This is a genomic window from Winogradskyella vidalii (assembly GCF_013403955.1).
In the GTDB taxonomy this organism is placed as follows: Bacteria; Bacteroidota; Bacteroidia; order Flavobacteriales; family Flavobacteriaceae; genus Winogradskyella; species Winogradskyella vidalii.
This window is the reverse complement of sequence record NZ_JABFDG010000001.1, coordinates 1,562,658-1,577,148: the sequence shown is the minus strand read 5'-3', so window position 1 is coordinate 1,577,148 and position 14,491 is coordinate 1,562,658. Positions and strand designations below refer to the sequence as shown.

General features: G+C 31.9%; 10 protein-coding genes. 4 read left to right on the top strand and 6 right to left on the bottom strand.

The annotated features are described in order from the left end of the window. Positions 1–5: 5 nt before the first annotated feature. From HM982_RS06715 to HM982_RS06700, 4 genes are all read right to left on the bottom strand, one after another. The gene (locus HM982_RS06715; protein WP_179352320.1) at positions 6–1,307 is read right to left on the bottom strand and encodes a YdcF family protein; all 1,302 of its coding nucleotides are present in this window, start codon (positions 1,305–1,307) and stop codon (positions 6–8) included. Positions 1,308–1,341: 34 nt separating this feature from the next. Further along, positions 1,342–2,712: a RagB/SusD family nutrient uptake outer membrane protein gene (locus HM982_RS06710; protein ID WP_179352319.1), complete on the bottom strand. Its 1,371-nt coding sequence runs from the start codon at positions 2,710–2,712 to the stop codon at positions 1,342–1,344. Positions 2,713–2,723: 11 nt separating this feature from the next. Next, the gene (locus HM982_RS06705) at positions 2,724–6,155 is read right to left on the bottom strand and encodes a TonB-dependent receptor (RefSeq protein ID WP_179352318.1); all 3,432 of its coding nucleotides are present in this window, start codon (positions 6,153–6,155) and stop codon (positions 2,724–2,726) included. Between the two features lie 166 nt (positions 6,156–6,321). Then, positions 6,322–7,566, bottom strand: a complete 1,245-nt coding sequence (locus HM982_RS06700; protein ID WP_179352317.1) for a FecR family protein — start codon at positions 7,564–7,566, stop codon at positions 6,322–6,324. Between the two features lie 26 nt (positions 7,567–7,592). On the opposite strand from HM982_RS06700, the gene HM982_RS06695 reads away from it, so the two are divergent. After that, positions 7,593–8,189, top strand: coding sequence for an RNA polymerase sigma factor (locus HM982_RS06695; protein ID WP_179352316.1), 597 nt, complete (start codon positions 7,593–7,595; stop codon positions 8,187–8,189). 573 nt (positions 8,190–8,762) lie between these two features. On the opposite strand, the gene HM982_RS06690 is transcribed toward HM982_RS06695, so the two are convergent. Further along, the gene (locus HM982_RS06690; RefSeq protein WP_179352315.1) at positions 8,763–9,758 is read right to left on the bottom strand and encodes a LacI family DNA-binding transcriptional regulator; all 996 of its coding nucleotides are present in this window, start codon (positions 9,756–9,758) and stop codon (positions 8,763–8,765) included. Positions 9,759–9,764: 6 nt separating this feature from the next. Then, a complete protein-coding gene (galE, locus tag HM982_RS06685; protein ID WP_179352314.1) occupies positions 9,765–10,796 on the bottom strand; it encodes a UDP-glucose 4-epimerase GalE in 1,032 nt (343 codons plus the stop codon). A 116-nt stretch (positions 10,797–10,912) separates the two neighbouring features. Here galE and HM982_RS06680 point away from each other — a divergent pair, with 116 nt between their 5' ends. The 3 genes from HM982_RS06680 to HM982_RS06670 are packed head-to-tail and all read left to right on the top strand — an operon-like array spanning position 10,913 to position 14,487. Continuing rightward, positions 10,913–11,911 (top strand): GntR family transcriptional regulator, encoded by a 999-nt coding sequence (locus HM982_RS06680; protein WP_179352396.1) that lies wholly within the window; start codon positions 10,913–10,915, stop codon positions 11,909–11,911. 4 nt (positions 11,912–11,915) lie between these two features. After that, positions 11,916–12,830 carry an aldose 1-epimerase gene (locus HM982_RS06675; protein WP_179352313.1) on the top strand — a complete coding sequence of 305 codons (915 nt, stop codon included), beginning with the start codon at positions 11,916–11,918 and terminating at the stop codon, positions 12,828–12,830. Between the two features lie 10 nt (positions 12,831–12,840). Beyond that, entirely contained in the window at positions 12,841–14,487 is a 1,647-nt protein-coding gene (locus HM982_RS06670; protein ID WP_179352312.1) for a solute:sodium symporter family transporter, read from the top strand. Positions 14,488–14,491 lie beyond the last annotated feature (4 nt).

Below are 14,491 nucleotides of genomic sequence, written 5' to 3'. Positions count from 1 at the left end.
ATTATTTAAGGATCTAAAGGATCAGATGAGTCTAAGTGTAATACTTCAATTTTTGGCGTAAATTCTATATCGAAATCAGATAAACGATTATGTAAAGTCATAGGTATATGGCCCATTTGAGTTGTGCATCTTGTTAAAAATCCACTAGAAGACAAATAACTACTTTGAGATGTAGAAGTGCTGACTATGGCTTTTTTATCAATTGGAATTCCATATTTATAAATAAACCGACCTACATTACGCATATTAGTAGTTGTATGTCGAGCATGTGGATCCACTAAAATCTTATTTTCAGAAATATTATAGTTATCCATAATATAACTTTTCATTTCAGTAGCTTCATGAAATTCTGATTGAAAAGGTGCAACGTTGGCACCAGTAAAAACAATTAATGGAGCTAGGCCCTGGTTAAGCAAATCAACACCATGATCAGAACGTAACATACCACCAATACTAATATTTGGTAAATCACCAGAGGAGTTAGGTGCATCTCCTAACACAACAATCATAGAATATTGATAATCATTCCAATCAATATTTTGAATATTTTGATAAGTTGCTGCATTCTCACCTAACTTTAAAGGCATAAAACGCGCCGCCTCATCTCTGTTATTAATTTCCAAAGCGCCTAGAGCAAAATCTAAGAATGGCTGATAAAACAATTCCATTTGATTAGTATTAGTATTTAGATCTGAAACTAAATTCTTTAAGAGTAATCTATACTGTGAACTATTTACATCATAGCTAACGCGATCTAAATCTGGATAAGCAGGGTCTATTCCTGCTACGTAGGTATCTATAATTTGATTTATACCTTGCAACATTTCTTCTACAATTAATTGTTGCAGTCTATCAACTTCCGTAATCTCAGCAAATTGATTAAATACACCTGCGGGACCAATATGTGAATTACTGAAATTAATAAATGAGGGTGCATTAGTTTCAGCCACATTTTTAATAGCTGTAGAAATAGCTATAATCTCATTATTTGAGAACTTTAATGCATTGGCATATTGTAGTGATGTAACATTATTTTGACTCGCTATATTGCTTAACCTTTGCTTCGCCGTTTCTAGATAAACCGACAACTCAACATCATCCTTAATTAAATTATTAATTATTGCATTGTTTTCAACTAGGGTAGCCCAATAAAAATTACGATCTTTTACCATGGAATTACTTTCTATAGAATTATAATTTCTATTAAATTCTGAAAGTGCAATTATTGTATTTTGATTTTCCCCTCCATCATCATCATCACTACCTAAGTTGTCTCCATTGATATTAGAATCAGAGGAACAACTCAAAAAATGGGTTAGTATTGTGAGTATATAAATTAGTCTAATAGCCTTCATTTTGATAAATTAAGGATTCATTATTGATCTTTTCTATTTCTACTTGTGGAACGGGATAGAGCAATTGATACTCTTGTATTAAAACTCCGATTCCTGAATTTATTTCTGTATCCGCAGTATTAGTCCTGATTAAATCAAACCAGCGATGCCCTTCAAATGGAAATTCTAAAAAACGTTCATTTAAAACAGCATCTCTAAAACTTGCTTGATCTGTTATATCCGATGATGTTACTGGCGATAAATTTGCTCTTATTCGCACATCGTTTAAATAATTAAATGCATCACCATTAGCCTGGTAAGACTGTTCATTTAAAGCTTCTGCTAACATTAAAAGTACATCTGCTTGTCTCAATAAAATATAATCATTACCAAAATTTCGAAAAGCTGATTCTGTATCATGAAATTTAGCAGGTACAAAAAGATTTCCTACGGCTTGATATTCTATTAAACTTTTACGTGTATCAGATACTGTATAGGCATTTACCAATTTTGATGTAAAAGGAGATATTGAAAGATCAGAAACTGCAAACCATAAACCATGACCTTCACCTTGAATTTCTTTATTAAACCGTATTGAAAATATAATTTCATTATTGTTCTTGTTTTCTGTATCAAATACATCAGAAATGTCATGTAATAAGCTATACTGCCCTGCTACTTCATTTAATATTGTTATAGCCTCACTATATTTATTTTGGGATAAATACACTTTACCAAGTAAGGTTTTAGCAGCCCCTGATGTGGCTCTACCGAATTCTTGTGCAGCGTAAGAAGATGGTAGATTGCTTGCAGCAAATTGCAAATCTTCTTCAATGGCTTCATAGACTTCATGTGCAGGACTTCTACCAATTTCAAGTGATTCTTCGACTGAAATAACTCTTAAAATAATAGGTGCATCTCCCCATAAGCGCACTATATTGAAGTACGTTAATGCTCTAATAAATCTAGCTTCAGCTTCATACTGCTTTTTTAATGTTTCATCAAAAGCTACTCCATCAAGATTATCAGTTACCGAGTTGGCACGAAAAATACCATTATAAAAATTAGCCCAGGCATTTCTAATTAGTTCGTTTGCAGATGTTTCTTGAAACTTGTTGATATTAAACCTATCTTGTGTACCAGCTGTAGGCGCCAATAAATCTAGGTTATCTGAACGCCATTCATTTAATTCAAAATAAATACCAACTTGTCCTTGTAATTTTGCGTAAGCTGCTAAAACGGCAGCATTAAAATCGTCAGCGTTATTATAAAAACTATCTGTAGTTAAATCATTCTCTGAGACTATTTCTGTAAAATCGTCACTACAACTTGTAGAAATTAAACAAGCTATTAATATTGTATAAATTATTTTTTTCATTTTTCTTTGATTTAAAATGACACATTAAGGCCTAATGAATATGTTTTTGCTAGCGGATAAACTCCATAATCTAAGCCAGGGGTTAGTTGATTACTACCACTTCCTAAACTAACTTCTGGATTATAGCCAGTATAATTAGACCATGTATGAAGATTATTACCTGATATATAAAGTCTTACCTTAGTTAGACTTAATCCTTCTAAAAGAGATTTAGGAAGAGAATATCCTATTGACACATTCATTAACCTCAAATATGATGCATCTTCAACATGCCATGTAGAAGTACGCCCATTATTACCACTAGATTTTCTGTTGGCTCTGTTAGTATTACCATCACCAGGATTTGCTTCAGATTGCCATCTACCTAGTAATTCTCTTGTGTTATTGAAGTTGCCTTCACCATTTACAACATAACGTCTCAGAAGGTTAAGTACTTCACCCCCATAACTTCCTTGTAATGAAACATTAACATCAAAACCTTTATAATTAAAAGCATTTGAAAAACCATATGTAAAATCTGGTGCATAATTACCAACAATGGCTCTATCTTTATTAACATCTAAAACGCCATCACCATCTACATCCACAAACCTAAAATCACCTACAGCAGTGTTTTCAAAGTGTGGATACTGGTCTAATTCTTCCTGCGTAGAAAAAATACCATCTTGTACCAATAAAAAATAATTACCAACAGGTTGCCCAATTTCAGTCTTAAAAAACGCATGATCAGTCCCTGCAGTTTCAATTATAGGCGTACCCTCAGGTCCTAACTCTTTTACCTCATTTCTATTTACAGAAATATTAAAATTACTGCTCCACTTAAACTCGCCTAAATCAGGTGAAATATTTAATGAAGCTTCAAAACCTCTATTATTAAGCTTACCAATATTTTGTAGCGCACTCCCAAACCCAGTAGTTTGAGGCACTGGAATATTTAATAACATATCCTCAGTATTCCCGTTGTAATACTCTAATGTAAAACCTAATTGTCTCTTAAAAAATTTTGCATCAATACCAATATTATACATATAATTAGACTCCCAACTTAGATTAGGATTAGGTATCTGAGAAGGTCTAAAGCCGGTTTGTATCTGTCCAGGAACACCTGTGATATATTCATCGACCCCTAAAAGTGCGGCCTGTTGATAATTACCAATTTGGAAGTTACCTGTGCCACCATAGCTTCCTCTTATTTTTAATTCATTAACCCAATGAGTTTCTTCAAAAAATGATTCCTCAGAAATTCTCCATCCAGCAGAAACTGAAGGGAAATATCCCCATTTATTATTGGCACCAAATCTCGAAGAAGCATCGGCTCTTATAGACGCTGAAAATAAATACTTGATAGAGTAATCATATTGTGCCCTAGCTAATAAAGAGTACAGAGACCATTCACCTAAACTAGCTGTAGAGCTAACTCCATCAGCAGCAGCAGCCGTAATAACTTGTATTGCATTATCCACACGAGTACTTGGGTCTACCTGAGCTGATATGCGTTGTAGTTTGGTTCTGCTTTTCTCCGCAGTAATACCTCCTAATAATTGTAAATTATGATTACCAAAACTTTTCTTATAGTTTGCCGTATTTTCAAATGTCCATTTATAAATATTCGTAGTACTCAATCTACCTATTGGAATAGATGGTCGCCCAGTATTATTACGCCCTCTTGTCTCTAACGATGCAGGACGATAGTATTCATTTTGAAACTCGTTGTAACTTAGTGCAAATGATGATTTTAGTTTCAAATCTTTCATTACCTCATACTCCACAAACAAATTGCTTAATAAATTAAGGTGCTCTATTTCATTTTGCGGAATTAAAGCTAAGGCAACAGGATTTACCATTTCATTATGCTGATAATCTGTTCCTATCCTCAAAAACCCATTTCCTTGCTGATTAAAACTTCCATCTGAATTATATACTGGCCATATTGGCGCATATGATAAAGCTGTATGCACAATACCGTCATCGAAATATGGACTATTAGCAGACACCCTATTTTCAAAAGTGTAAGATGGACTTATATTAACACCAATTTTAAATTTGCCCGAAGTAAATCCAACATTGGCACGTAAACCAGTTTTAGAGTAGTCTGAATTAATTATGACTCCCTCTTGATCTGAATGATTTAATGAAACAAAATAATTCACTTTCTCTGAAGCTCCACTTATTGAAATGTTAGACCTTTGAAGAAACGCAGTCCTAAATATTTCATCTTGCCAATCCGTGTTGGTAAGTCCAGTTTCTCCATTTAAATAAGGAAATAATTCCTCTGGGATTTTTTGATATCCAATTGGTCTGACGCTATTAGGATCATTAACACTACCTGTTGGTACATCTTGTAAATAAGCGGCGTTATGTCCATCTCTTGAAAGTTGAGCGTATTCATAAGCATCCATCATATCAATTTTTTTTGATACCTGTTGAAAACCCGTAGAGTGATTAAAATTGACCCGCATTCTACCTTGCTTCCCCATTTTAGTAGTAATTATCACTATCCCGTTTGCCCCTCGAGAACCATAAATAGCCGTAGAGGCTGCATCCTTTAATACTTGAATAGATTCAATATCTTCCATATTTACTACTTCCGTTGCCTGACCTCCACTTTCTAACGGAACACCATCAATCACGTATAATGGTTCAGTTCCTGAGGTTATACTTCCTGTTCCTCTTACTTTTATAGTTAGCTCTCTACCTGGTTCTCCTGTAGTTTGAGAAACTTGTACACCTGCCAATTTTCCTGCTAATGCTTGGTCAAAATTTGACACCGGAAAATCTTGTAATTCGTTCATCGGAACTTTTGCAATAGAGCCAGAGACCTTTGTTTGTTGCTGGGTTCCATATCCAACAACAACAACTTCGTTTAATTGAGCAGTATTCTCTTTCAATTGAACATTAATATTTTTATCAATGCCCACTTCAATTTTTTGAGTAATAAACCCTATGTAAGACACAATAACTAATGATTTAGCATCAGTAATTGTTAAGGTGAATTTGCCATCAAAATCTGTTTGTACACCATTAGAGGTTCCTTTCTCTATAATACTAGCTCCTGGCAAAGGCTGACCATTATTGTCCGTAACAACACCTGATAATTTAACACCTTGTGATTGTTGGTTCGCTACTATTGGGTTGGGGGTTTCCTCTTCAATAACAATTATATTATTTTCAGAAAATTTAAACTTTAGATTATTTCCCATAAGGCTTTGCTCCAAAAGTTTAGTTAATTCTATTTTTCCTTTTTTTAGAGCAACTTTGGGTGCATCTTTAAACAAATCCTGAGGGTATAAAAAACGATATTTCGTTTGTTGTTGTATTAGATAAAAAACCTCATCTACAGACACTATTTTGTCTACGTTTATAGTCACCTCTTCTTGAGCAAAAGAAGTCATAGTATTAAAACTAAAAACAGAAGTACATAATAAGAAAATAAACGTTCTCATACAGATAAATAAAAGTCGCTTTCGAACGAGGGAACGCGCCTTGATTAATTCAATTTTCATAAATTTACATTGTGTTAGTTATACATCAGTATTGATTAGTACAGTTTAGAGGGACGAAGTTGATTCACGGCAAAATGTTTAACTTCGATCCCTTTGCTTTTTCCATCTATTTGAGTGTAATTTGTTTGTCATGGATATCATAACCTTCAATTACCCCAAAACTCTTTATTGTTTTTAATACATCTTCAATCTTTTGATCTTTACCTAGAACCCCGTTAAATCCTGCGCTTTTAAGTTCTTCATTGGCAAAGTCTATATCTACATCATACCAGCGAGATAATACTTTCATAATATCTTCCAAAGATTTTCTACGAAAGCTAAAAACCCCATCTTTCCAAGAAACTTCGTTGTAAACAATAACCTCAGAAATAGTCATTGAATTCACTTCAAGATTAAGATTAATTTGCTGATTAGGTTTTAATATTTGTTTGTATATTCCTGAATTAACAGAGACCTTTCCTTCTACTAAGGTTGTGTAAATATTTGATTCATCCCTGTATGCCTTGATATTAAATTCAGTGCCTATCACCTCTATTTCTTGAGATTGATTAAATACTTTAAATTTTGCTCCTTTATGTTCTGAACTGGGCGATACATCGAAGTAAGCCTCACCATAAACTAACTCCACTGTACGGGTTTCTCCTTCAATAAAGTTAACAGGATATTTTATTTTTGATTCTGAATTTAACCATATTTGAGTTCCATCAGATAGCTTTACAAAAAACTGTCCACCTCTTGGTATAGTCAAATAATTATATGCTACTTCTGTTGTCTTAGTTTCTCCTCCTTCATAAACAATTTCCTCTCCATTACTGTTAGCATTTTTTGATTGGAAAGACGCTTCTTTTCCTAGAGATATATGTGTTCCATCTCCTAACGTCAGTATTGCCTTATCCGTACCAGATTCAATTGTACTATTTACAATCACGGGGTTGGTTTCTACAGGTTTATCATAAATTCCATCTTTGACAAAGTAAATCGAAAACAGTATTCCAATAAAGAGAGCAGCATACTTAGAATATTTTTGTATCGTTTTAAGTCTTAAAACTTTTTTGTCCTCTTTTATAAGATGGTTAAGTTTATTCTTTATTTTATCTGTATTAAATTTCTTCAAATTATAATCTATTATATAATTGGTTTTAACAAAACTTTTAAATTCCTTTTTGTTATCAAAGTCTCTTAGCCAAAGTTCTAATTCATCTAATTCTTGAGAAGAAGTTTGGTTAATTAAATATTTAACAATTAAATACTCGTTATTTTTCGACATCATTAAAATCTCATCCTTTATTAGTAAAACGAAACAAAATTGCGCAACCCTAACTTTTTTGCTAAGTATTTTATATTTTAGCATTAATTCATGCTAAATTCTATCAATTAGTGCAAAATAAATTTAAAAATGATACTGATTTTATTAAGTCATTAAAAAATGGCGAGCCAAAAGCATATTCTTATTTGGTTGATTCATTTCATCATAAATTATGCATTTATGTTTTCGGGCTTACAAATGACTATGATTATTCTGAAGACATCGTGCAAAACGTCTTCATTAATATTTGGAATAAACGCAAACAACTTAAAGATGATTTTTCAATAAAAAATTATTTATACAGGTCTGTATACAATGAATTTATAGACCAGTATCGTAAAAAGAAATCGGTTATTGAGCTTGAGAAAAAATATATTGATGCCTTGAGTTCCATTGTTGAGGAAGATGAAAATTCATTAGATCGACTTATAAAGATTGTAAATCAAGAGATTGAAAACCTCCCTCCTAAATGCAAGCAAACGTTTTTACTAAGTAAGCAAGATGGATTAACAAATATAGAGATTGCCGAGTATTTAAACGTATCTATAAAATCTGTCGAAGCTCATATTACAAAAGCATTTTCTATATTGCGGAAAACTGTGGACGGAAAATTACAAGGCCTTTTATTTTTATTATTTGGTGTTCCTAGAAAAGAGCAATTTAAATAGAGTCGTTATAATTCAATTTTAAATTTTTAATTTTATTTTTTGTCTTAATAACGCCATATCTCCACTTACTTTTCTTTGTATTACTCTCGCATACATCTATGACTTAGCCATTTTTAAATATTCAAGTAATTATTAGATACCATTTCTATAGGCACACCATTACTAAAAGTAAATTCAAATGTCATTTCATAAGTCCAAGCATCCAATTCATTAGCTAAAATTTCAGATTTAGCTTCAAAAGGAGAGCTATTTCCTTGTTTATGTTCAGTTAAAGCAAGTTAACTTGTTGTCCCTGTATTATGTATTACAACTCATCTCTAACATTTGACTTAGCACCAGTAGCTGGATTTTATTTATCTAAAAGTCTAATAATACGTAAGTTTTCGTCAGCTGTTCTGTACGCTAGACCATTAAACACAAATCAACAGAAACAGTAATTTCATCTCCATCTGTATCTGTAATTGGTGCGTTATCCACAATAACAAAGATGTAAAAAGCACCTGTACTAATAACATTCGACTAAATATTGAGAATTTAGAAAGTACATATCACGGTTAACCATCTAATTCTAATTTATAAAAAACAAGCTGCTACAATTTTTGTGAAGAATGTTTTCTTATCTATTTTTTTTATTCTCTTAAGGATCAATTTAACAGCTTCTATTCCAATTTTTTCAGCATTTTGATTGACAACAATTAAAGATGGGTTGTGATCTGCTTGGCTTTGATTACAAAACCCCGCCATAACGATATCTTTCTTTGAATTTTGAACTTTTAAATCGCGAACAACATGCATGGCCTGTAAAACAGCTTGTTCGTTTATTCCAAAAACACCATCGATATTAGAATCGTTATTAAGTGTAATTTTTATTTTTTTCTTTAAGTCTTCTATACTATCTGCTACAATAATATTATTTTTAAGTTTATGCTTTGCCATGGCTTCTTTGAAGCCGTCTGCTCTTAACTTTCCATGTTGTAAACTATCTATAAGTGATGTCATTATTATAGACTTACACCCTTTTTCTTTAATAAGATGCTCAGTTGTCTCAAACGAGGTTTTATAATCATCGATAATAACCTTGTCACAATTTACTCCTTCACAAATTCTATCAAACATAACCACAGGTGTTCCTTGGCCGACTAATGAATTAATATGATTATAATCTTTCTTAAGTTCTGCTTCTTTAGACGGACAAATAATTAAACCATCAATATAACCAGCAGACATTTTTTTTAAACTATTAGATTCTTTATCGATTGATTCGTTCGAAATTGATGTGATTAATTTGAATCCATTTTCATCTAAATGCTTTTCAATACCAGACAACACATTAGCATAAAAAGAATTTAGAATATTAGGTATAACTAAACCAATTGTATTAGTATAACCTTTAAGAAAACTTGTCGCTAAACTATTTGGAATATAATTACATTCTTTAGCGAAATCTTGAACTCTTGTTTTGGTAAGGCTGCTTATTTCTGAACTATCTGAAAGCGATTTTGAAATTGTCGAAATGGACAGATTTAAGGCTTTAGACATTTCAGAAAGTGTAGGTCTTGTTTGTATCATAACAATTTATTTAGATTCGTTTCTCAAGTTCTGTTCCCATTTCCATGAAGAACTAATCATATCACTCAGCTCTCTTTCGGCTGTCCAACCTAATTTTTCTTTAGCAAGGTCTGTGGAGGCATATAAACATGGCACATCACCTGCTCTTCTATCAGTTATTTCATAATTAAGTTTAGAGTTCGTTACAGATTCAAAAGTATTGATAACATCTAATACAGAATAGCCAAGACCCGTTCCTAAATTGAAAAACTCTAAGGATTTTTCTTGGTCATTTTTAAGAAGTCGTTTAATTGCAATAACATGTGCTTTTGCTAAATCTACCACGTGAATATAATCTCTTATTGGTGTACCATCCTTGGTTGGGTAATCATTACCATAAACCATTAGTTTATCTCTAACACCTGCTGCTATTTGCGTTATATATGGCATAAGATTATTAGGAATACCACTTGGTAATTCACCAATTTCACCAGATGAATGTGCTCCAATTGGATTAAAATATCTAAGTGATATTGCAGAGAATGCTTCGTTAGATTTCGTAAAATCATCTAAGATTTCTTCTGCTATTTTTTTTGTGTTTCCGTAAGGAGAAAATGGACGTTGTGTTTCATTCTTCTCAGTAATTGGTAATGTCTCAGGAGTTCCGTAAACCGTCGCTGAAGATGAAAAAATAAAATTATTTATACCATTTTTACTTTGCGCTTCTAAAGAATTTAAAAGCGAATAAAAGTTGTTTTTATAATACTTAATGGGTTCTTGTACAGACTCACCTACAGCCTTATGTGCTGCAAAATGAATAACACCTTTAGCATCATTATGAGCTACAAAAACTTTATTAGTTTCTGTTTCATTTTTTAAATCAATATTTGCAAAAGCTGGTGTGACTCCTGTTACCTTATGGATACGCTCTAAAGTCTTCTCTGTAGAATTTGATAAGTCATCTAAAATAACAACTTCAAAATCATTTTCTATTAATTCAATAACCGTATGTGATCCAATATATCCACATCCTCCAGTAACTATAATTTTACTTTTCATTTATTATCAATTTGTATTAATTACTTAATTATCGGTGCAATATATAAAGTATTTACACAAAAAAATACTAGTACCTACTAGTTTGCACGTTTAAAATATTATTCTATTTTTGTATGATGGGAATTGTAACTATTATAGAAAAATCCGGTACACCTAAGTACAAGCAAATTATTTCTTCTATTGAAGATGCTATTGTGAATGGCACTCTAAAAAAAGGAGACAAACTTCCTTCATTAAATAGTATAAGAAACCAACATTTCTTATCTAGAGACACTGTACTTACAGCTTTTAATGAATTAAAGACACGTGGTATTATTCAATCAATTGTTGGTAAAGGCTACTATGTAAATACTGAAGACATCGAAGTTAATCAGAAAATATTTTTGCTTTTTGATGAGCTAAATTCATTTAAAGAAGACTTATACAATTCCTTCTTAACTGGTCTGGGAGACAATATACAAGTCGATATTTTTTTCCATCATTTTAACTTTAATATCTTTTCTAAACTAATTAATGATAATGTAGGTAATTACAGTTCTTATGTCATTATGCCAGCAAATCTTAAAGGCACTGAAAATATTATTGATAGATTACCAAAAGACAAAGTTTACATATTAGACCAAATGCACAAAGAGCTTTTAGGTTATCCTTCGGTGCATCAGAACTTTAAAAAAGATATCTATCAAGGCCTTAAATCTGGTCTTAAACAAATAAAGAATTATCAAAAAGCAATTCTACTCTATAGAGAGGAACATCAACCAAAAGGGCTTTTAGAAGGTTTTAACTTATTTTGTTCTCATTATGCAATTCAAAATGAAACCATTAACACTTTAAATAATCGTGTGTTTTCATGTGGAGAATTATATATCATATTAGACGATAAGAATTTAATTCGAGTTATAAAAGGGTTAAAAGAGCAGCACTTAATTTTAGCTAAAGACATTGGTATTATTTCTTATAACGAGACGCTTTTAAAAGAAATAGTTGAAGGCGGAATTACAACTATATCAACCAATTTTAATTTAATGGGCCAGCGCTTAGCAGAAATGATTTTAAATAATGAATTTGCTCAAGTTGAAAATCCAAACGGTCTAATCATCAGAAAATCATTATAGTAATTTGTATATATTAAGCGAAATAGAAACAACAGATTTAAAATTTATAGAGCTTACAAGTTCTGATAGGAATTCTAAAGCGACTATATGCCTTAACCAAGGAGGACGGTTGAGTGATTTTAAATTTGAAAACATTCAAATTCTTGCCAATTATGATGTTTCAACTTATAAGGATAATTACGCTTCCGCTATCTTATTCCCTTTCGCTAACAGAATCAAAGATGGAGAGTATCGTTTTAATGGTTCTAACTATCAACTTAATTGTAACGAAGTAGATAAAAATAATGCTTTACATGGTTTAGTTTATAATAAAACTTTTGTTTGCATTAATAAAAAAACAACTTCAGAATCTGCTTCTGCAACGATACAATATAGAGATGAAGGTAACTTTAAAGGTTTTCCGTTTATATTTAATATTGAACTGACTTATACTTTAAGTAAAAGTGGACTTAATTTGTCTGTAAAAGTTATTAATAAAGATAAAACAGCATTTCCGTTTACATTAGGATGGCATCCTTATTTTGTGAGTTCAGATTTAAATAATAGTTCTATTTCTTTCAGTGCCAACAAGAAATATACTTTTGATAAACAACAAATCATTACAGGTATTAATTACCTAAATATTGAAATGCCTTTTCAATTAAAAGATATAAATTTAGACGATGGCTATCCGCTTAAAACAAATGAAATAGAATTTTTAACACCAGAATATAGTTTCAAAATACAAGCAACATCAAAACAAAATTTTCTGCAACTCTACACACCAGATAAATCCAATGTAATTGCGATTGAGCCAATGACTGGTGCTGCAGATAATTTTAATAATAAAATAGGTTTACAAACGCTACTACCAAACGACATTTTAAGTGTAGAATGGAACTTAGCAATTAATAATCTAACTCCTAAAGAAACTAACTAAACAACAAACGATGCAAATTTTAACATTTTTAGGATTTACGGTTCTAGTAGCTATAATATCCTATTACAAAACACGAGGAACAGAAGAGTCTTCTTCAGACGGTTACTTTTTAGGTGGCCGTAGCCTTACCGCTGGTGTAATTGCAGGCTCTCTACTATTAACCAATCTTTCTACGGAACAAATTATTGGACTAAACGGTTCAGCATACCAAAGTGGATTATCTGTGATGGCTTGGGAAACTTTAGCGGCAATTGCGATGGTTGTTACTGCCTTGTTTTTACTTCCTAGATATTTAAAGGGAGGCTTAACAACGGTACCTGGGTTTTTAGCCAAACGTTTTGATATTACAACTAATACACTAACTTCAATCTTGTTTTTAACGGGATATGTTGTGGTTTTACTCCCTGTAATTCTTTACTCTGGTTCATTAGCTATAAGTGGTATGTTTGATGTGCCCGAATTATTGGGTGTTACGCATACACAATCTATTTGGATTTGTGTTTGGGGAATAGGAATCATAGGTTCAGTATATGCTGTTTTTGGTGGCTTAAAAGCCGTAGCTATATCCGATTCTATAAATGCTGTTGGATTATTAGCTGGTGGTATTTTAATCCCAATATTTGGTCTAATGCTCATTGGGGATGGAAATTTATTCGATGGACTTTCTATTTTAACAGCAGAAAATCCAGACAAATTCAAATCACTTGGTGCACCAACAGACCCTGTACCTTTTCATACTATTTTTACTGGTATGATGCTAGTCAATTTGTTTTATTGGGGAACTAACCAACAAATTATTCAAAGAGCATTAGGTGCTAAAAATTTAAAAGAAGGACAAAAAGGGTTATTATTAGCATCATTCATAAAAATATTAGGTCCATTAATAGTGGTATTACCAGGTATTATTGCATATTACATATTTCAAGGGAATTTAGAAAGTGCAGATAGTGCTTATCCAATGTTAGTTAGAAAAGTACTACCTAGTGCTTGGCTTGGTTTCTTTGCAGCCGTATTATTTGGTGCCATTTTAAGTTCTTTTAATAGTGTTTTAAATAGCTCGGTAACCTTATTCGGAATTGATGTTTACAAACAACATATTAATAAAGACGCTGAAGAAAAAATCGTAGTAAAATATGGTAAAATATTTGGTGTATGTTTAGCAATTGCCTCTATGTTTATCGCACCACTTATTGCTAATTTTGGAAGTTTATTTGCATACCTTCAAGAGATTAATGGTATATACAGTATTCCTATATTATCTATTATTGTTGTAGGTTATTTGACAAAGCGCGTCCCAGCAATCGCTGCTAAAATTGGATTAGTTTCTGGATGTTTACTATACATACTTAGTCAGTTTATACTTCAGCCTTATTTTATAGATAAAGCACTTGAGAACTCAAAAGCTTCCGGAATTACTGATGAAGCAACATTAGCACTTACAGAAGCCCAAGCTTACCCTCACTTTTTAGATGTTATGGCTATATTATTTATACTTAACATCGTAATAATGCTAATCATCGGAAAAATAAAACCAAGAGAAGAACCATTTGTTCAAGAATATACACAACAAGTAGATATTACACCATGGAAATATGTTAAACAAGCTGGTTTTGCTATTTGTGGCATTGTAATAGGAGTCTATATTTATTTTGCATAATTAT